The sequence below is a fragment of the Sodalis sp. RH21 genome, assembly GCF_047324175.1.
Taxonomy (GTDB): domain Bacteria; phylum Pseudomonadota; class Gammaproteobacteria; order Enterobacterales; family Enterobacteriaceae; genus Acerihabitans.
This window is the reverse complement of the sequence record NZ_CP178732.1, coordinates 2,400,188-2,421,142: the sequence shown is the minus strand read 5'-3', so window position 1 is coordinate 2,421,142 and position 20,955 is coordinate 2,400,188. Positions and strand designations below refer to the sequence as shown.

The following is a 20,955-nucleotide window of genomic DNA, read 5'->3' as shown; positions in this document are numbered from 1 at the left end:
GCCGGCATTTTCAGCGGGCGGACAAGATAATAATCACGTTAAGCTTATATTATTTTTATTGCCAGCGGATAGCAGAAGTATAGCCGACAAACTTTCGAGGTAACCCACGCGGGGAAGCGGACGGCCGGCAGGCCGCCCGGTAAAACGCGGGGCTTATTGGGGGTAAGAAACCGGGGTCTGCCGGGAGGGTCTCTCCCGCCGGGCCCATTTAGCCCACAGCGCGGTAATAATGGGCACCAACAGCGACGTGACGATAACCGCCGTGGCCACCAGAGCGGTGGCGGATGCAACCTGACTTTTGAATATCGGATTCATTTCGGCGATCAGGAAGGGCGTAGCGGCCGCGGCGCCGGCGGAACTGGACGCGGCAATCCCCGCCGTACCGTCGCCGCCGCCAATGTATTTATCCGCCAGGATCAGCGGAATACCGGTCACGATAATGACGCCGACGCCAAGCAAAATACCCAGTAAACCGGTCTCTTTAATTACCGAGAGATCGATAGCGCTCCCCAGGGAGAAGGCAAAAAACGGTATCAGCGCAGGCACCGCGCGGCCGAAAAACTCCCGTAAATCATCATCCAGGTTGCCTAGAATAAAACCGATGATAAACGGCAGCACCGCGCCTAAAAACAGGCGGGGCTCGAAGGAGGCCACGCCGGCGGACCCCAGGATAATCATCGTCAGCAGCGGACCGGATTCAATGGACATCAGCACAAACGCCGCCGAGTCCTCCTTACTGCCGTACTGCTGCATTAACGACGCATAGAGGCCGCCGTTGGTCATATTCATCGACGCGGCCAGCACCAAGGTGGAAATGCCGGTGAAAAAGCCGCTCTGAATGCCCTCAAGCGGCAAGAAATGCGCGGCGATTAATGCCACCACCCAGGCGGTAAGCGTTTTAACCACCACCAGGGTGCCTGATTTTTTCAACACGACGCCGGACGCCCGCAGTTGGATGGTTGCCCCCATGCAAAAAAACCATACGCCGAGGATCGGTACCGTCCCTTTAAGGATGCCGCTGGTAAAAGAGCCAAAGTAACCGGCCGCGTCCGGATAAAACGTATTGATCACCGCGCCGATGAACAGGGGAACCAGCATCAGTCCACCGGGAATTTTGTCTAACCGTTGTTTTATTTTCATACCGCACCCTTAAGAAACGCTATACCTTAAAAAATGAACCAATATTTCATTTTTTTATGATACGACGTTATCCTTCGGGTTAAGTGTGAGCTGTGTCACAAAAAAATTGTGATGAAAATCACTTTTTATTGTAAAGCGCATCATTAGACCATGTGATATAGGTCACATTTTAACGCCACGTGAGAATCGATTACCGACGGGTCACATTGCTCCCAAGCCGTTAACTTTTCGCCGCCAGCAGGCATAATTTGCGCGTCAAGTTATAGCTGCCGACAAAGGAGCTAATGGGCAAAAACTCAAACGGAGAGTGAAAATTATGCGCGCCGGTGAAATAGTTCGGCGTTAATAATCCCCTGGCCGACAGGGCGGCGCCGTCGGTACCGCCGCGCATCGGCGTTACCTTCGGTTCAATGCCCAGTTCTGCCAGCCCGGCGAAAATCAAATCGATGGCGCGGCGATCGCCGGTTATGGCGTTGCTGATATTGCTGTAAATATCGTTAATCTCATAATGTACTTTACCCGTGGGATAACGCCCGGCAATATCCGCCGCCACCTCGCCGATACGCTGTTTGCGCCAATTAAAGCGGGCTTGATCGAAATCACGAATCGAAATGGTCAGCCTGGCCTGGCTGGCGTTGGCCGCCATATCGTTGAACCAGAAATAACCTTCCCTGCCCGCGGTATGCTCCGGCGTTTCCCGGCGATCAAAAGCCGCAATAAAGTCCTGGGCCATCAATAGCGGATTAACCAGCACATTTTTGGCCGACATGGGATGGGCGGTAACGCCGGTCAGCGTGACCACGGCGCTGGCGGCATTAAAGTTTTCATAAACCACCTCGCCCACTTCGCAGCAGTCGATGGTGTAGGCAAAATCCACGGCGAAACGCTCAGGCGCAAGCGCCTTGGCGCCACGCAGGCCAATTTCTTCGTCGGGCACGAAGGCCACGACGATATCGCCGTGGGGCGTATCCTCCTCCAGGTTGGCCAGCATGGTCATAATGGCGGTGATGGCCGCTTTATTATCGGCCCCCAGCACGCTGGTGCCGTCGCTAAAAAGAATATCCTGGTGGTGATAAGCCAGGATTTCAGGGTGCTCCGCCGTACGCAGCCAGATATCGTGCTGCGCATTGAGGCAGAGATCCTCGCCGGTAAAACGCAGCAGTTGAGGATGAATATCCGGCGACAGGCCGACGTCCACCGTATCGAGATGGGCGATAAAACCGATGCGGGGCGCCCCGGGAACGTTGCCTGGTTTAACGGCGGTGACGGTGGCCTGTTGATCGAGCTGAATATCGGTCATACCCAATTCCCGCAGTTCCGTTGCCAGTAGTTCGGCCAGCCGCTGTTGCCCCTGCGTGCTGGGCAGGCGGGTCGCGGACGGATCGCTCTGGCTGGTTAGCGCAACGTAGCGTAAAAAACGGGCAATTAACTGTCCGGCGATATCGTTAGGCATAGGGATTCCTTCAAGGTATTTAACCGGTTGCCACCCGGACCACCGGGCGCGGCTGATTAGCGGATGGTAATCTGTTTTGTCTCTGCGCACCATGACCAAGGCGCCTGAACGAAAAAATGCCTGCACCAGGCAGGCATCTTGGTATTCGATTTATCGGCCCGCGCGCGGCGCAGGCCGGCGCGTTGCGGCTTACAGGCCGGCCGGGCGCGGCACTTCCAAATATTGGCCATTGATGCTGCGGCGGTAATAATGGCCCTGGTTGACGTAAAACCGCTCGCCGTTCAGGTCGACTACCGACATATTGCCGCTGATGCCGCCTGATTCATAAATCTGCGGCGCCGGCGGCGCGTCAACCACCACATACTGGTTTTCCTGGCGGCGGTAATAGATACCGTCCAGGACGTAATAGGTCAAGCCGGCCACCAGCACGGTCGCCGCCACGCCGGGCAGAAAATCATATCTGGCGCCGCGATGCGGACCGCCGCCGCCCCAGCCGCGACCCGGACCGGGGCCGCCGTACCATCCTCGGCCGCCATGCCCCCCATCATGCCAGCCGGGAGCGGCGAAACCAGCTACCGGCACCACGAGACTAAGCGATAAAACCAGGCTCAATAATTTTTTCATAAGATACCTATAATACTCACGCTTAAAAACATTCGCCGATGATCTCATAACAGACCTAAATCCCGTTGGCCGCAAGGGGATTTACCGATCTTTAGTCGGTTATAACGATTTCCTTACCGTCCATTCATACATTATTGCAATTAGGCCCGCATGCTCTGGCGCGCATGCGGCAAACCAGCATGAGCTAAAACAGGCCCCGCTTATGCAAGGTTTTGGTAAATGTTTGAAAATTAATGTAACCGTATAATATATATGAATATTACTCATGGGGGAATTAGACATAATCATTTGATAGCCGGCGGAACGGATGTTATTTTACTTAAGTCCGCTCGCTCCAGAGCGGATTAACGTGATTAACGTGATGTTGTGCACCCACATTTTTTTTGGTGGGTGTTTTTTTAACGGCAAAAATGTGCCGCTGGCGATAATTGGCCCCCGGCTAACGGCAACGGATCGCTATTTAACCAGGTCGTCAAGGCGCTCATCGGCAATGCCCGCCGGTTCAAGATGCGCCAAGACCTCGGCGGCGGGGAACAGCTTCCTGACCGCCGCTTCGGCGGCATCGCCGATATCATGGCCGACGTCCACGGAGAGCTGTCCGTCCACTTCCACATGCAGTTCGACAAACACGCGGTCCCCGCCGTTGCGGGTACGGATATCATGCACTCCGCGCACGCCTTCGCAGCTCATTGCCGCATGGCGGATACGCTGCCGGTCTTCCATATCCAGTTCCTGATCCAGCAATTGCCGCAGGGCCGAGCGCGCCATGCCCCGCGCATTCCAGATCATATAACAGGATATCGCCAAGGCGCCGGTGGCGTCCGAGCGCGTCCAGCCAAACAGGCCGTCGAACACTAAGGCGCAGAGCACCGCCAGGTTAACCGCGATATCGGTAATATAATGCGCGCGATCGGCGGCAATGGCCGTGGAACCCGTCCGCTTGACCACAAATGTCTGCACGGTGACCAGGGCGCCGGCGCACAGGGTGCTGCCGATAATCACCCAAATACCAAGACCATGCTGCATCAGGGGCTGGGGATGGAACAGCCGATGGGCGGATTCAATGCCGAGCACCAGGCCTGCGCCGCCCAGGAGCAGAGCCTGGACAAATGCCGCCACGGCTTCGGACTTGCCGTGACCGTATCGGTGGCCCTTATCGGCGGGCCGTTGCGCGTAAAACACCCCGATCAAAGTCACCACCGAGGCCATAACGTCAACCAGGCCGTCCGCGGCGGAGGTTAGCAGAGCGATGGACCCGGTGAGCAGCCAGGCCCAGATTTTGATCCCCACCAGCACCAGGGCGATACTAAGCGAGAAAAGCGAGGCAAAACGCGTCAGCTTCTTATGCGGGAGATTCACGATCATCAAACTCCTCTCCCAAGGAACTTACAAGTCATCATATGGCTAACCGATTAATAATATATGAGCAAAGACGCTTCATTCTGCGATGAACGTCTGACAGGGCCGCGATCCGGGCACAGAGCAACGCGCTGGCGAATTGCGGCAAAAGGCGTGTTATATAGCATCAGCGCAATATGACGCAGGCCGATATTTTATCAAAATCAACGGGTTTTAATCCATCTGATTTTCCCCGCCGCCGCCGGGCTACAGGCTATCATCAACCTGGCGCCGTGCCTACCCTTTCCCCGCGCAGTTCGCCTGCTCCTTTCGCGTCTGGCCGGTGCCCCCGGGGTATGGAAGATATATTTTCCACTCGGGCGGGCATTTGGTTGCTTAAAAGGCTGTGGATTCCTTTTTTCCAGCAAAGCGAATATTCCCGTTCAAATCAATTATTGCTAACCATTTGATATATAAGCTTGATAAGCTTATGCTGCTAATTAAATGCAGTACAAGTACGGATACTTGCTAAAATGTCATATTAATTTAACAGCCCTGTAATCTATTTATAAATAAAGCGTGTTTTATTGAACGTTGCTTTTTTGCACATAAAATATGTGCGGCGCATTATTTTTGATTGTTTTTTGATCTATTAAACAAAGGAAATACTAAGGTGTTAGGCGAAATAGTTAAAAAATTTTTTCTTTTTATGTTATTTTTAAATGTATTAAACTGCTCGGCATATGCAAACCAATATCTCGCTGACGACAACCTACCTAATATATTATACATACTTCCTCCGCCGCCCGCGCGAAACAGTGCCCAGCTACGGTTGGATAAATCTTTATATATTGATCCCTTGATAGCGTCAAAACGACCTCAATGGAACGAAGCGAAAAAAACCGTGGATTTGTATAATATTGATGCGTTATTTTCACCTGTTGTCGGGCTTACGCTAAGCGAACAAAACACCCCTCAAACCTATGAATTACTTCATTCACTTGTTCCTTTATTAGCCATAACATTAACAGAAAAGACCAAGAGTTATTATCACCGGAAAAGACCATTTGATTTTTTTGGTAAACATTCTTGCACGCCGGCATTGGAGAATGACTTAAAGAACAACGGGTCATATCCATCCGGGCATGCAACAACCGGTTGGGCGCTATCACTCATTCTGGCAGAAATTTATCCAGAGAGAAAAGCGGAAATTCTAAAACGGGGCTATGAGCTAGGTCAATTCAGAGTCATTTGCGGCGTTCATTGGCAAAGTGATGTCGATGCGGGCAGGATTGCGGGCTCTATTGCGGTTTCGGCATTACATTCCGACCCTGTTTTCATGCAGAACTTGGATAAAGCCAAAACAGAGATTCACGGTAAATTATCAGATGCTTCATGGGATAAAACATTATATGCACCCACCTACATGGCGAACATTGATGGAAAATGGTTCATCGTGGATTGCTGGCAAAGCAGGATAATATGGAACAAAACCTTGGACCGCGATCTTTCAAAATGGAATGTGATGGAATCAACGTTCACATCCCACGATGTGGCTTATGACGGTGAAAAATATTGGGCGGTGGAAGATACCGAGCACGGAAGGATGGTATTTTACACGTTTAATGGTAAAAAATTCAATGAAATTGCTTCATTGGATGGATTAGGAAGACGTACGCACCGGTTGCGTTTCGATAAAACCCGCAATCAATTCCTGCTTATTTCTGCCACGACAGGGGATTTTTGGAGGATATCAATTAATAAAGATAAGCCGGAAATCAGATCGCATGCTATCCTGCCCTATTCATTAAAAAATAAAACCAATGATTTCGAAATTCGATCCTTTACACTTCGTGATAATTTAATATATTTTGTTTCATCAATGGCCACACCAGAAATATTAGTCACCAAAAATGATGAAAAACTGACGGTAGTTAAAAGCATACCTGTTTCTAGTGATTTTTCGAATATGCAAGAAATTTACTTTTTGAATGACGGAAAGATATTTATTTCATCGGACTATAAAAAAGTTGCCATCATTGACAAAATTGAAGATTTGCAAACGGTAAAAAATCAATACAATGATTTTGAGTTTTTAGGATCGCCTTACTGGATCACTGCTTTCCAAGGTAATTTAATAATCCCTGAAATAGGTTACAAGACAAATAATCGTGAAAATTATGGCATGAATGGCGTGGGTCTTTGGTCCTATAATAAAGGTGTATTGAAGAAATTAAAAGAAATCATACCCTTTACCGCACCAAGCACTGGCAATACCAAAATGAAAAATGAAATCAAATTCCAAGTGTATTAATATAGCTAGTTAGTTAATTTTTAACGTTGTCGTTATGGGTTCGCTGCGTTGGTGTCAAAGCACATTCGTGGCCAACTCCAGCAAAGGCTACAGATAAAATCGCGCAACTTTAGACATGGCGCCACGCAAACAGGGTGGTAAAGGGGTAAACTATCCCCAGCGAATATGCCAAGTCAATGCAAGTGGGATAAAAATCACAGACGGGAAGTTGCATAAGTGATTGAATAATGGCGGAGAGACAGGGATTTGAACCCTGGGAAGGATCGCTCCTTCAACGGTTTTCGAGACCGTCCCGTTCAGCCGCTCCGGCATCTCTCCTCTTTAGCGGTTGCTATCATGCCCTGTTTTGCGGCATTTTAATAGTGTTTAACCACGCCTAACGATTCAAGTGACGACTTATCGAGCAACACGATGATGAAATGGCCATGGAAAAGTTCTGCTCCTTCCGCTGAGACCCTTGCGTTATGGCAAGAGGCTTTAGCGATCCCGCTGTTTTCCCCCCTATCCAGCGAAGAACAGCATGCGCTGGTTTTGCTGGCGGGTAAATTTTTACAGCAAAAGAAATTGGTGGCGTTACAGGGTTTGGTTCTGGATGACCTGATGCAGGCGCGTGTCGCCCTGATGTTTGCCCTGCCGGTACTGGGCCTGGGTATCGAGTGGCTGGACGGTTTTCACGAAGTTTTGATTTATCCCTCCCCCTTTGTGGTGAACGACGAATGGCAAGACGAGATCGGCCTGGTGCATCGCGGGGAAATGGTGCATTCGGGGCAAAGCTGGGATCAAGGGCCGATTGTCCTTAACTGGCAAGAGATCCAGGATTCGTTCGATCTATCGGGGTTCAACCTGGTGATTCACGAAACCGCGCACAAGCTGGATGCGCGTAATGCCGGCGTAGTGAACGGCGTGCCGCTGATCGCCATGCGCGAGGTGGCGCAGTGGGAGACTCTGCTGCGTGAAGCGATGGAGGATTTGCAAGATGAAGTCGATTTGGTCGGCGAAGAGGCAGCCAGCATGGATGCCTATGCCGCCAGCGATCCGGCGGAATGTTTTGCGGTCTTGTCGGAGTATTTCTTCAGCTCGACGGAATTGCTGACCGAACGGTTTCCGAACCTCTATAAATGCTTTGTGCAGTTTTATCGCCAGGACCCGCTGGCGCGACTGGTGACCCAGCGCCTCGCCGGTATTTGATTTGCATAAGGTTTAGTCAATCGCGCCGGGGGAAATTTTTTTGCATTGACACACTCCGAGGGGCCGGATATGATTCGCCCCGTTCTCGCGATTCCTCTGTAGTTCAGTCGGTAGAACGGCGGACTGTTAATCCGTATGTCACTGGTTCGAGTCCAGTCAGAGGAGCCAAATTCTGTTCTGTGGATGTCTACCGATGTCCATAGGTCATTGATAGAAGGATGAAAACCATCCTTCTATGCTCCAGCGACGTCCACTGAAATCCACCTGTATCCGATACTTTTAAGTCCATGTTTAAGTCCATCGGAAATGCGGGTGAGTTTGGTTCCGGATTGTTGCTTTATGATTGTTCGATTGGAAACCAGAATCCAGCTCTGACCAACAATCAGGAGCTACGATCATGGCACTTTCCGATACCGCAGTCCGCCGGGCCAAAATTACCGGCAAAGCCTATACCCTCTCCGATGATGCCGGCCTTTCGCTTGCTGTTTCACCCAAAGGTGGAAAAACCTGGCACTTCCGCTATTACTGGGGCGGAAAACAAAAGCGCATTTCTCTCGGTTGCTATCCAAGCGTCACACTCCGTGAAGCAAGACAGTTAAGAGATCATGCTTCTGCTCTGTTGGCAAAAGGCATTAATCCACGGACTGCCCGTGAGCAGCAGCGCTATGCCACCTTTCTCGCCTCTGAGAACAGCTTTGAAACCGTATTCAAGGAATGGACTGAATACCGGGCACTCACGTCGAAAGAAGGCAGAAAGTCGCCTCTTTCCCAGTGCCAGCGCGTTTTCAAGAATGATGTCCTGCCGAGAATTGGCAAAACATCTATTTATGATGTCCGCCGGACCGACCTGTTACAAATCATGAGCAGAATTGAACACCGCGGCGCATTCACCGTTGCCGAAAAAGTCCGCGGCTGGTTGAATCAGATATTCCGCTTTGCTTTAGTAAAAGTGGAAGGATTGGAGAATAACCCTGCTACCGACCTGAAGGTGGTCGCACTGCCTAAACCCCCTTCTGTCCATAATCCCTTTTTATGGATGCATGAAATCCCGGCTTTTTTACAAAACCTACGTCGTTATCCTGGCCAACCGAACACCCAGATGGGGCTTCGCCTGTTGCTGCTGACCGGTGTTCGCACCGGCGAGCTACGCCTGGCGACACCAGAGCAGTTTGATCTGGAGCGCGGGTTATGGTTTATTCCACCGGATAACGTAAAACAGCTAAAAAAGCTTTTGCGCAAGAATGGAAGACACTCGCAAGATATCCCGCCCTACACTGTCCCTTTATCTGTACAGGCTATTGAAATCATCTACCACTTGCTCGGAAATAGTAGACCTGCACAGCGATTCCTATTTCCCCACAATTCTGACCTGAAAAAGCGCATGAGTGAAAACACACTCAACCAAGCCCTCAAACGAATGGGATATAAAGATCGTCTGACTGGCCACGGTGTCCGCGGCACAATTTCAACGGCACTGCATGAAATTGGTTATCCAAAGGCATGGATAGAAGCACAGTTATCTCATACCGACCCGAACAAAGTGAGCGCAGCCTACAACCATGCGGCCTACGTTGAACAGCGGCGGATCATGATGCAGGACTGGGCGGACCGTCTTGATATGTTAGAACAAGGGCATATGGAAGCCGCCAATAGCCGGTTGGTTATTCAAATCGCGGGGATCCAAACAATGTCCGGCATGGATTCGGACATAACTTGTGAACCCTCTCAGGTGATAAGTGTCAATAGGGAATTTAACTGGGTTGACCCACGCATGCACCATCTTTCGGCGCTTGGGCAAGTCATGAATTCGGTTATAGTCCCGCCCCACCGGGATTCGAAAAGTAAGCGATTCAGATAATCGCTTACCCCTAACCGAACATTACGCGCCTTTAATCAGAAAAGTGATGTACGTGACAGAATTTAGGACGGTCCTCCCTTAGAGCCCCTATATGTAACAAAGCGCTTTGAAAAGAGACGTTAAACATTTCGCCATGAGTGAGTCCGGGATACGGCCAGTATGCCGCTGGCAGCCCATTCGCACGAAGGCTGGCCAGCGTTCTGCGGACTTTGCCCAGGGCATCCCCGACCTCACCTTGTACAATTTTTCCAGGAGCGTCAGCACCTTCCATAAGATATAGCTGCTTGTCATGGAAATTTCGTTTATTTATAGACTCCAGCCTTCTCAGCAGTGCGAAATCATCTCTTTCCAGAGACGGACTGGCGGCGTAATAAAATTTAAAAAAGGATGATGATAAATAAGATTCCATAACAAATAATCCTCCATAGGAATGCCCCCAAATCCCTCGTTTATCGGGGTTTATTTTAATATTTTTTTCTACTGCAAGAGAAATTCTGTCTTCAAGCAGTTGACGAAACATCGCGCTGCCGCCGCCTTTCCGGCCATAACGTTCAGAATCACCGTGTTCCTTACTATTCTGTTTGCCCGGTGGCGTATAATCATACGCCCGCGCGTTCGGTTCGAAGGGGAATTCTGTCTGATATCCAATGGCTACAATTACAGGCGGTGTTTTTTCTGAAAGCTTCCTCAGAAGGGTGTCCGACAACCTGTCCATGACGGCGTTTCCATCAAGCAGATAAAGGATGGGAAAACCTGATGTCGGGGGAGATTTGTCTGGGATGCCCGTCCATATCTTGTAATGTCTTTTCCCGTCCGCGGAGTCGAATCTCCTTACACTGAAATGATAAAAAGAGGATCCCCGGTCGGCAATATTCGACCCCAGTGGTTTCATATCCGGTTTGCCATAACTGTTCCCGGCATACAGGAGTATTATGAAAAACACGGCTGAAAACATCGTCATGCATTGATGACTATTTCGATATTTTCGGCCATTCATTTATGTCTTCTCCGTATTTGCCTATTGATAACTGCATCTGAACACCTTTTAAAGAAATATGCCTGAAAAGGTGTCCGGTTTTAGTCGACTGTTACAGTACGGTGAGTCCGTCGATAAGGGCTCCACGCCACCATGCAAAATCGTGGCCGCCGGTATAGATTGAAAGATCGCTATCTACGCCTGCCGCGAGCAGCCGTTGGTGCAATTGTTGGACATGAGGCACCATCGCGCCTTCCAAAGCGCCCACGCATAGCCGGATCCGCACCTCCTTCGGCGGCGTGGCCAGCACGTGTTCGCTCACCCAGGACGTATCATTCTCGGTGAACATGACGGGACGCCGGTTCCCATCCGGGGTCCACCACAGGGAGGGTGAGTGGCAAAGTACGCAGCCGAATATGCCAGGTGCATGCAAAGCTGCCATGAGTGCGGTAACGCCGCCAAGACTTTGCCCGGACAGTACAGTCTTTGAACGGCCAGCCCATGTTCTATCAGGATATTCCGCACGTACCTGAGGCACCAAGCGCTCGGCAATGTCGAATACGAGCCCGCTATAGCCACCCAGGATCGCACAGCGGTCGGTTTCATCAAGGTTGTCGATTCCTAGCACGGCCAAGGGGCCGATACGGCCATTATTGATGGCGACGTCGATGGCCCCAAGGATTCCTATGTGGTCGAACCAGGTCTCGGCGTCGAGCAATACCAGTAATCCTAAAGGCTCTGACCTGGGGACGTCGGGAAGATAGAGGCGCACGCGGCGCTTGTGGCCAGCGATAAATGGATACAACGTGGCGAGCACGCCGCGATGGGCGCGGGGTACTCCAGCCCACTCTCTTTCAGCCCACTCTCTTTGCTCTGGAGCCAGATCCAGGGCCAGGATAGACTCCTGTGCGTCCCCTCGTACGTTGATGCCAGGCGCCTTGTTAAACGGGTCGGGTCGACCGACAAATGGCGGTCGGCGGCCACCAAGCTGCGAGATCAGTTCGGGTGAGGTTCCCTTTGGAATTTCGATGATCGTGTATGATCCGCGGTACGTGGCCGGCAACCGTAGAGTCAGCATCCAGATGTCGCTAGACGCTACGTGGGTCATTAGCCCTTTGACGACATTGCTTTTGTCGGTCACACGGTTCAAGCGGACATAAACACCCTGCAGCGGCGTTCCCGAGCGCCATAGAAAGGTGACATCGCGGTCATCACTTTTATCGTTAACCTCAGTGACTAGAGGAATATCGACAGATTCAACGTCTCGCCAGAACGACGTGATGTCCGGCGGTGTGCGTGTTGCCAGCGGTGTGCGTATGCGTGCTGCGGCACCGACATCATCGGGCGATAAGGGCGGTATATTCCTCATTTTTGGCATTCCATGAAATATAAAGGTGGTGGGTAGTGTAGCGACCAATAAAAATTGGCCATTACATTAGACTGTTCATGGAACAGACGCGCTGATTCATTTGATGTTAGGCCGCCATTATACCCGTGGGATCTGATGGCACTGCACAAATCCTGTGATATAGCGAATTATGGCAGACTTGACCCCGGTGAGCTTTGGCAGCCGGTCGTCGGCACCATTCCGTCATAAGACTCCTGAAAAACCGTTGCATCGGATTGTTAGCCCAGCAGTTCCCCCGCCGATTTATGCTCTGCGTCATCCTATAGCGCCACAGCGGAGGAAACGGCGGCACCGGCGCTATCATGCCACAGTCGCGCGTAGAGGCCATCCAACGCAAGCAGCTCCGCATGCGTACCGTACTCGGCGATACTGCCGCCCTCCAGCACGGCGATCGCATCGCATCGACAGGCGGTGGTGAGTCGATGGGCAACCACCAGTACCGTTCGGCTATAAGCACGAGCGCCATCGGACAGAGACGTCATCAACGTCTCCTCTGAAGAACGATCCAGGCGGGAAGTGGCCTCGTCGAGCAGCAGGACATGCGCATCGGCAAGCTGCGCACGGGCCAACGCAATGAGCTGGCGCTGCCCAGCCGATAAATCCATCCCGCCGTTGTTCACCGGCGTCCGAAACCCTCGCGGCAAGGCACGCATCGTATCGAGCAGCCCAACCTGCAACGCCGCGCTTTCCACCTCCGCATCCATGCTCCATGGACGCGAATAGCGGATGTTCTCAGCGATATCGCCGCTGAACAACGCCACATCCTGCTCTACTAAGCCCACTTGGGAACGATAGTCGGCAAGTGACATCTCCTCGACGGCACGTCCCCCGATGCGAATCTTGCCGCTCGAGGGGGAATAGAGCCCGGCGATCAGCTTGACCAGGGTAGATTTTCCGGCACCGCTGCGACCCACCACCGCCACTACCGAACCCTCCGGTATGGACAGGCTTAGCCTATCCAGCGCAGGCTCGCTGCCGCCGGGATAACAAAATGTTACGTCTTCAAGCCGAAGCTCTCCCTTCATGGCAACTACCGCAGACGGATCCGAAGGTTCCATTTCCTCCGCTCCCTCGGTGGCCAGCAGTGCGTCAATATGCTTCCCGCTGGCGGAAGCTTGCTGGTAGGCATCGACAATGCCGGACAATTGTTGCACCGGCCCGTAGAACTGCCCCAGTAACAAGAAGAATCCCGCCAGCACGCCTGCGGTCAATTCACCTTCGGCGACGCGGGATGCACCCACCAACAGCACGGCGGCGTAAGATGCCTCGGTACAGAAGGTAAGGAATGGAAAGTAGACGGCAAGATATTTCTGAGCACGCACGCGGGTGGCGCGGAAGCGGTCCGACAGCGCACGCAGCTTGGTAGCCTCCAGATCCTGCTGCCCATGCGATTGCACCACGCGAAGCCCTGACACTTTCTCTTGCAGGGTGCTATTGACTTTGCCGATCTCTATGCGCGCCTGGGCATAGGCGGGTGAACTCAAACGGCGGTAAATCCATGTGGCCAGTATGACCACCGGGACACCGCCTAGCGCAACCAGGGCCAGGACCGGGTCGAGCCAGAACATGGCTATCGCAATGGCTACCATGGTGACCAGGCTGGTCGCGGCGCCGGCGAGACCGTTTTGCAGAAACCGTGCTAGTGCATCCACGTCTACCGTCATTCGGGTGAGCCGGGTATCGACGTTCTGCTCATGGTAAGGTAGGCCTAGCCGCAACAAATGCCCGAAGCTTCTTAACCGAACCGTGTGCTGCACGGTTTCCGCCGCGCGCGCCGAGACCACTGTCTGCAATGAATAGCAACACCAACTGATGGCAACCAGGCACAGGGCGAGCGCCGCACACATTCCGATCATGGCCAGGTTGCCCGCAGCTACGCCCGTGTCGATACCACGCTGCAAGAGCACGAGCACGCCGACGCTCGCTGCCGAGTCAACCGCGATCAGCATGGCCGCGGCCACAAACATCCACGCCACGGGGACTAACAGCGACGCCACCCGCCGCCCCTCACCTGCCTGTGCCAACCGCACCGCCCGTTCGGGCACGCGACTCATGCGTTCACGGAAACCTTCGCCAGCCATGGCCGTGGTGTCTTCATCGCCCTCACCACCAGGGGCCCCCAGAGAGGAGATTGGCTCGGGCCAGAGTATCGCGGTCGAAACGGGGGGTTTCTCCAGGAAATCGCCTGCGCTTGACATGAGGGAAACGAATGCCGGACAGCGCGCCTCAAGCTCAGCCTGCGTGCCGATATCGGCAACGCGCCCTTGCTCTAGTACCACAATCCTGCTGGCCAACTGCAACGTCGAACGCCGACGTGCTATAACCAGAAGCATGTGCCCATGGTCGGAATATCGGCCAAGCGCGGCGTTGATCTCTGCCTCGGTACCGGCATCAACTGCTGAAGTGGTGTCGTCCAGGATCAGTACACTTGGCGCTGTAAGCAACGCACGTGCGAGCGCAATACGCTGTCTTTGCCCACCGGAGAGGTTTGTCGCGCGCTCGGTAAGCCGGGTCTTGAACCCCTTCGGTAGCGCTAAAATGAAGGCAGTGGCTCCGGCCGCGTCAGCTGCATGGCTAATGTCCTCTTCCGTGGCATCCGGATGGCCATAGGCGATATTCTCGGCGACGGTGCCGGCAAAAAGAAAGGTATCTTCGAACACCACGCCAACCGCGCGACGCAGCTCTTCCAGTCTGAGATCGGCAATATTCTGCCTACCCCGCTCAGTGTTGAGCCACAGGTGCCCGGCGGTCGTATCGTAGAACCGTGCGAGCAGCATCAACAAGGTCGATTTACCCGAGCCAGACGCCCCCACTACCGCGATAGTCTCTCCCGCACTGATAGAAAACGACACGTCGCGCAGTACGCCAGCGCCGCCGCCGTAGTTGAATCCGACACCCTCCAATGCCAATCCAACAACTTTTCCGGCAACGGACTGAGACCCATCTTGCATTTGCGGCCGGGTGTCGATGAGGGAGAAAACGCGCTCGACCGAAGCCTGGGTACGCTGAGCAATCACCAGGAACGAGGCAAACACCCGGGTAGGGCCGGTCAGCATGGCGAGGAAACTGGCAAAAGCCACGAACGTTCCCAGGTCGATCCGTCCGGCCATCACGGACCAGCCGCCGAAACACAGCAACACGATTTGACCAAGCACCGGGAGTGCCAGCATGGTGGCGCCCGGCATGGCCTGGGCGATCGCCGAACCAATACGCACGCGTACCATATGCCGCGACTGGCGGTCCAGCCATTGCATCTCACGCAACTCCCCCACACAAGACTTGACGATGGAGATCTGCGTGAGAACCTCGCGCATGTGCTCTGTCAGATGAGCGAGCCTGTCCGAAGCCAGGCCCGTCTGCGCAAAAACACGACGGCGCGCGCGCAGCGCCGTCACGGCTAAACCGGCCAGCACGGCGACGACGATAAGCGTCATGGTCGGCGACATCCACAACATCACCGCGAGACCCGCAACGTAATAGGTAAGGACGGCCAGAGGCACAGGACACATCTGCAACAGAGTATGCATCTGCTGAAGATCGCTATTGGTGCGCGAAATAACCTGCCCCGTACGCAGGGCGTCTTGACCGGCCCCATCAAGTTTTTGGATACTGTCGAAAGCCCTTCCCCGCAAAGTGTGCTGAACCCACAACGAAAGTTCCCCGGCATAGCCGCGGCGCACATAGTTGCCGACGAAATCGAACAGCGCAATGAACAGCAGTCCAGCGGCGAGCCATGGCAACCCTGTGGGATCGCCAGCCAGTGCATCGTTAACCGCCTGGCGGGTAAGTAAAGGCGTCAACGCGGCCAGGATAATAGTCGTCACCGAGGCAAGTACCACAATGATGCTTAACGTCTTACGTTCCCAGCACACGCTGGCAAGGCGAACTATCCAGGAGCCAGCCGGCATTGGAGAATGGGCGGTGAGCATCAAGCCTCCTTCATCTGCGATAGAAGAGATCCATGGGTGCAATGGGCAAACCGCACCCAGACAGATCCAGTTAAAAATTGCGTCAGCGCACGCCCCGTGGGAATCCTTTGCGGGTAAAGGCAGCACCATCACAATGGCGTAACATAATCGTAGGACGGCTCTAGTCAGCCATGCTTCAGTTTTGCAACAAGGCTGTCAGCAACTTCGCATGGGCTAGCTTGCGTAGCCATTTCGGCAGCGACCTGTGCTGAAGCTGCACGCAGTGAGGTATTACTCAGGAATGTATTGATCAAATCGCTGGTCAATCCATCCTCGCCGGGGATGATCCCGCATCCCCGCTCCACGACAGCCTTGGCATTGACAGGACGATCCGCCCCTTGGCCAAACACGATCTGCGGTATCCCTGCGTGTAAAGCCGTAAGGGTGTTACCCGCCCCCCCATGATGAATAAATCCATCGGCGCCGTTGAGAAACACGCCCAGCGGAATCCAGTCGACAAGCCGTACGTTTGGCGGCAGCTTGCGCAAATCAGAACGCGCATTAGCTGATAGCTGTAAGATGATGTCGGCATCCACTTCGTCGGCCGAGTCCATAACCCACGAAATCAGATCCAGCCCATCGACCATGGGCTTGACGGTGCCAAGACTGACCAACAAACGTTTCCGGTCTGGCGCCCTCTCCCACCATTCCTCCCAGACTGCCCCTCCGTTGTAGGGTACATACTGCATTGAAATGATGGGTTCACCTTCATTCTGCAGAATACTCATACTCGGCGGCGTGACATCGATCCATGCCAGATCGCGCGGCGGCGCATCGACACCATGGCGGGCGTAGGCATCGGCCAACGATCGCGTCACCCCTTTTATATGCCATGGGGTGTGGCCGAATCCGACGGTTTGCATGACCACGGGGATACCATACTTAGCCGCAATTAATGGCCCTACGACGCCCAGCGGCGGATACACGATCAGGTCGGGCCGCCATTGCCCTGCGAATTCAACCAAGCGGTCGGCCATCTCTTCACTAAAGAAAGAGAAGTTCCCCATTCTGGTGCCTATGTTGCTCTTCTTCCTCATATCCTCCCGACGCCGATAGTCGGCCTCCGAATCGAATCCGGGCGCGGCATCGAACGCCACCAGGCCGGCCTCAGCCGCCTTTTGCGCAAATTTTCCCGTGCTCGCGATCACAACTTCATGCCCATTCACACGAAAAGCCTGAGCAAGAGAGAACACTGGATACAACAGGCCATACAAAGGTGGACCAACAAAGAGAATACGCATGAGAAAATCCCTCTCCGCTTGACGAACTGAAATCTGGAAGTTAACGCAAACACCCAGCCCGCTGAAGCGGCTCTGTTTTTCCAGTCAAGCCACCAATCAGCTAATCGAAGCTGAGATCCCTTTGAATTCCTATGGGGCGCTTAATCGGCGACCCAACAACGTAACTATTGCTTTTCCACCGTCAGATGCCCCAATAGGGCATCAGTCAGATAAAATCATAATTTGCAAATACTAATGATAATAATTACCAATATCATTAGTATTTGCAAGTATTATCTGACCCATCAGTGAAGCTGGGAAAGCGTGTAAGGACGGTAGCACGCCTACGGCGTGAGCGTGTCTGCTTCGCGGACCCGACAGCACGACCCCTGCTTTATGTTGAGCGCACGCAGCAAAGTGTTCTGCCAACGTCACTGACGCGGTCGCCAGAGTGCAATATCAGCATGACAGTGAATTTGCGGGCATGGTTTTTGTCCCGGATTTTATGGATAGTTTTCTGCATCGGGCCGCGAGAGGGATTGCCCTACCCGCAGCCCTCATACGTCAGTATGTGTTATTGGTTGGCATCAGAAATGCAAACCTAGTTGCATATAGTAGGTTCGACCCGATTCGTTGTACGTCCGCGCGCCTGCGCCATAGGCATAGGTACCGGAATTCCCGGAGGTAGTCGAGTTGCCCTCCCGGAAGTGTCGTTTGTCCAGGAGGTTATCAATCCCTCCGGTCAAATCCACGGATTTGTTAATGTTATACGTCGCGCTCATACCAAACAGAGCGTAAGGGGACACCTGCCAGGTTTCGCTGCCGGTGGTGGTTTCTCCTTTGGCGTTATATTTCTTGGGTTTTTGCTTGCCATACCATGTCATCGTACCCTGCACGGACAGGTCGTTCCTGGCCTGCCAGTCCAGCGTCGAATTAATCGTGTATTTCGGGATGATAGTCAGGTAATCACCGGTGGTTTTGTTTTTATTTTCGATGATATAAGTGAAGTTGTTCTTCATCATCACCGTTTCACTCAGCGGGAAGTTAAGCGTACCTTCCAGGCCCTGGACTACCGCTTTAGGGACATTCTCCCACTTGTAGATGTCTGATGTACTGTTGGAGTATTCCGCTGCTTCGCCCGCCTCAATCTTGTCGCGGTAGTCATTGCGATACCAGGTCAGACCAGCCTGCACATTATCGTGATGATATTCAATCCCGACCTCTTTATTGACGCTGGTTTCGGCCTCCAGATCCTTATTCCCCTGCAGATAGCAGCTGCCGGCGCTGGCATAGCATCCATTGCCGCTGCTGTATAACAGGTAGTTAGGGTTGGTCTGATACAGGTTCGGCGCTTTCCAGGCCCGGGCAATACCCATCTTCAAAGTGAAATCATCGCCCAGTTCCTGAGACAGATTTAATGCCGGGCTGAGGTTGCTGCCGGTGATGGTCTGATGATTAAACCTCAGCCCCGGTGTCAGACGGGTGGAGTCGGTTAGATCAATATTGTCCTCGGTATAAAGGCCGTAAATATCCGCCGAGCTGTAGGCACTACGGCCGGAGCTGGACACACCGCTTACCGCGCCGCCGGATGTTGTGGTCAGCGTATTCGAGGTGGGATCTTTCATCGTCTGATGATTCATCTCCGCACCAAAGGTGACGGTCTGGTTAACCCACATCTCGAAAGGGATATTAATATCGGAATGCAGGTTGGTATCGTTCAGATAGATGGTGGAGAACCCTTGATCCGCGCTGCTGAACATACCTTCAACGCCACCAGACAGCCCTTCCTTCAGGCGGGAATTACGTGTTTTTTCAAACTGAATGTAGTTACTGGTAGTTATCCCGTTATCCCAGGCACCGGTGTATTTCAGACTCAGATCCTGACGATAGATGATGTTTGTCTCTTTGCCGTAATACTTTTTCACCAGTGTGCTGGTGTTGGTGTTTTGGGTATCCCCCGCATAGAGATTACCCTGACGGCTGAAACCGGCATCCAGCTCCAGCGCCTGCATCGGCATAAATTCCCAGCGCAGGGCGGTATTAATATTTTTATTAATGACACCCTCACGGCCAGCCGGCACCATACCGGCATATCTCCCGGTACGTTCAGCCTCATGACCGCTGTTGATGTCCTGTGCATCTGCCTGGGTTTTGCTCCAGTTTCCATAGAGGCGCATGGTCAGGTTATCAGCCAGCTCCCCGCTCAGGTTGGCGTTATAGCGTTTGGTAGCACCTTCAGATTTGTGCTCTGGTACGCTGAAATAGCTATTGAAACTGCCGTGCCACTCACGGGCTGCCGGTTTGGTAATGATATTCACCACCCCTCCCATGGCGGCATTGCCGTACATGGCCGCAGCCGGGCCGCGAATGACCTCGATACGCTCAATCATCTCGGCGGGCACCCAGTTGCTGTCACCACGGGTATCACGTTCGCCACGCCAGCCATAACGTACGGAATTGCGGCTGCTCACCGGCATGCCGTCAACCAGGATCAGGGTATTTTCCGGCCCCATACCGCGGATATCGATCTGGCGGTTGTTGCCGCGCTGGCCACTGCTGGAGTTGCCGGTCAGATTCACACCCGGCATGGTGCGGATAATTTCGGAAACATCACGCTGAATGGGGTGTTTTTTGATGGCCTCGCTGTTAATTATCGACACACCAGGCGCCTGCAGGTTTTGCTTCGCCGCGGTCACTACGATGGTATCGCCCGCCGTTGCCGCGGCGCTGTCGTTATCGGCAAGCGCTGACGCACCGTCGCTTGCCTTGGCGTCGCCCACCGTCGCGGGGGATGATGCCGGCGCGGTGGTAGTACTGTCGGCCGCGGGCGCGGCCAAAGGAAATGCCAATGTCCCCAGGCCCAGACTGATTAGGGTCGCTAGGGAGTAACCTGATAATGTAGTATTCATAAGTTCCCTGAACTGCAGCCGATCTTGAGACTGCCCAAGCGAAATCCGGCAGTATGAACGGCCTGATATGTTATAAAATTGATAAAATAAGCAGTTTTTTCAGTAACTGCCCGGCAGCGAAAATGTAATGTTAAATCACTGTTAACATTACGTTATCCCATCGTTCAGTCACTCCCTTGACAAATAAAACGACCCTTGATGGAACTTTTACACATTATTGCAAATGGAAATAATTATCAATGGCATTTAGATTGTGTTTCGCATTTAAAATTTCACATTCAGGATTTAAACGAGGAATCAAGCCCAGCGGTAACTATCTACGAAGTTGACAGTTACCGGGCTTACGATGCTAGTTGCCTTAAATACTAAGTCTTATTCCGCGCGCGCTAAAAGAATCAATATCCAGTTTTATCTGCCGCAACCGCTACGCTGCTGGTCGCTGCGCCGACCTCATGGATACCGTCATCCCTCTTACCGGTCACATCAAGAATGGCAATGAAAACATAGCGTTCCTCGTAAGCTTTTAGAAAACCACTGCGGTTTATGTACCAAGACATTT

The 20,955-nt window shown here is 53.0% G+C and carries 12 protein-coding genes, 2 tRNA genes and 2 pseudogenes; 4 read left to right on the top strand and 12 right to left on the bottom strand.

Annotation, left to right across the window (positions count from 1 at the left end):
- Nucleotides 1-153: 153 nt before the first annotated feature.
- The 4 genes from kdgT to ACL2XP_RS11070 all read right to left on the bottom strand — a co-directional run bounded on the left by kdgT (nucleotide 154) and on the right by ACL2XP_RS11070 (nucleotide 4,582).
- Entirely contained in the window at nucleotides 154-1,140 is a 987-nt protein-coding gene (gene kdgT, locus ACL2XP_RS11085) for a 2-keto-3-deoxygluconate transporter (protein WP_413738562.1), read from the bottom strand.
- Between the two features lie 220 nt (nucleotides 1,141-1,360).
- Nucleotides 1,361-2,593 carry a peptidase T gene (gene pepT, locus ACL2XP_RS11080; RefSeq protein WP_413738561.1) on the bottom strand — a complete coding sequence of 411 codons (1,233 nt, stop codon included), beginning with the start codon at nucleotides 2,591-2,593 and terminating at the stop codon, nucleotides 1,361-1,363.
- 189 nt (nucleotides 2,594-2,782) lie between these two features.
- Nucleotides 2,783-3,217, bottom strand: a complete 435-nt coding sequence (locus ACL2XP_RS11075; protein WP_413738560.1) for a DUF6515 family protein — start codon at nucleotides 3,215-3,217, stop codon at nucleotides 2,783-2,785.
- Between the two features lie 456 nt (nucleotides 3,218-3,673).
- Nucleotides 3,674-4,582, bottom strand: a complete 909-nt coding sequence (locus ACL2XP_RS11070; protein WP_413738559.1) for a cation diffusion facilitator family transporter — start codon at nucleotides 4,580-4,582, stop codon at nucleotides 3,674-3,676.
- A 646-nt stretch (nucleotides 4,583-5,228) separates the two neighbouring features.
- On the opposite strand from ACL2XP_RS11070, the gene ACL2XP_RS11065 reads away from it, so the two are divergent.
- Nucleotides 5,229-6,869, top strand: a complete 1,641-nt coding sequence (locus ACL2XP_RS11065) for an acid phosphatase (protein ID WP_413738558.1) — start codon at nucleotides 5,229-5,231, stop codon at nucleotides 6,867-6,869.
- Nucleotides 6,870-7,097: 228 nt separating this feature from the next.
- Here ACL2XP_RS11065 and ACL2XP_RS11060 read toward each other — a convergent pair.
- Nucleotides 7,098-7,187: transfer RNA gene (locus ACL2XP_RS11060), tRNA-Ser, on the bottom strand.
- 93 nt (nucleotides 7,188-7,280) lie between these two features.
- Here ACL2XP_RS11060 and mtfA point away from each other — a divergent pair.
- The 3 genes and pseudogenes from mtfA to ACL2XP_RS11045 all read left to right on the top strand — a co-directional run.
- Nucleotides 7,281-8,057, top strand: coding sequence for a DgsA anti-repressor MtfA (gene mtfA / locus ACL2XP_RS11055; RefSeq protein WP_413738557.1), 777 nt, complete (start codon nucleotides 7,281-7,283; stop codon nucleotides 8,055-8,057).
- A 92-nt stretch (nucleotides 8,058-8,149) separates the two neighbouring features.
- Nucleotides 8,150-8,225 (top strand) — tRNA-Asn (locus tag ACL2XP_RS11050).
- Nucleotides 8,226-8,454: 229 nt separating this feature from the next.
- Nucleotides 8,455-9,712, top strand: a pseudogene (locus ACL2XP_RS11045) (tyrosine-type recombinase/integrase); the annotation flags it as partial.
- A 234-nt stretch (nucleotides 9,713-9,946) separates the two neighbouring features.
- Here the strand turns inward: ACL2XP_RS11045 and ACL2XP_RS11040 are convergent.
- The 7 genes and pseudogenes from ACL2XP_RS11040 to ACL2XP_RS11010 all read right to left on the bottom strand — a co-directional run bounded on the left by ACL2XP_RS11040 (nucleotide 9,947) and on the right by ACL2XP_RS11010 (nucleotide 20,953).
- Complete coding sequence (locus ACL2XP_RS11040) at nucleotides 9,947-10,912, bottom strand: alpha/beta hydrolase (protein WP_413730265.1); 966 nt, start codon at nucleotides 10,910-10,912, stop codon at nucleotides 9,947-9,949.
- Nucleotides 10,913-11,003: 91 nt separating this feature from the next.
- Entirely contained in the window at nucleotides 11,004-12,260 is a 1,257-nt protein-coding gene (locus ACL2XP_RS11035) for an alpha/beta hydrolase-fold protein (protein WP_413730264.1), read from the bottom strand.
- Between the two features lie 299 nt (nucleotides 12,261-12,559).
- Nucleotides 12,560-16,228 (bottom strand): salmochelin/enterobactin export ABC transporter IroC, encoded by a 3,669-nt coding sequence (gene iroC, locus ACL2XP_RS11030; RefSeq protein ID WP_413730262.1) that lies wholly within the window; start codon nucleotides 16,226-16,228, stop codon nucleotides 12,560-12,562.
- A gap of 164 nt (nucleotides 16,229-16,392) precedes the next feature.
- Entirely contained in the window at nucleotides 16,393-17,508 is a 1,116-nt protein-coding gene (locus ACL2XP_RS11025) for a glycosyltransferase (protein WP_413730261.1), read from the bottom strand.
- A 376-nt stretch (nucleotides 17,509-17,884) separates the two neighbouring features.
- Nucleotides 17,885-18,010: pseudogene (locus ACL2XP_RS11020) on the bottom strand (IS630 family transposase); the annotation flags it as partial.
- Between the two features lie 64 nt (nucleotides 18,011-18,074).
- A complete protein-coding gene (locus tag ACL2XP_RS11015) occupies nucleotides 18,075-20,396 on the bottom strand; it encodes a TonB-dependent siderophore receptor (RefSeq protein ID WP_413730259.1) in 2,322 nt (773 codons plus the stop codon).
- Between the two features lie 395 nt (nucleotides 20,397-20,791).
- Entirely contained in the window at nucleotides 20,792-20,953 is a 162-nt protein-coding gene (locus ACL2XP_RS11010; RefSeq protein ID WP_413730257.1) for a hypothetical protein, read from the bottom strand.
- Nucleotides 20,954-20,955: the final 2 nt, after the last annotated feature.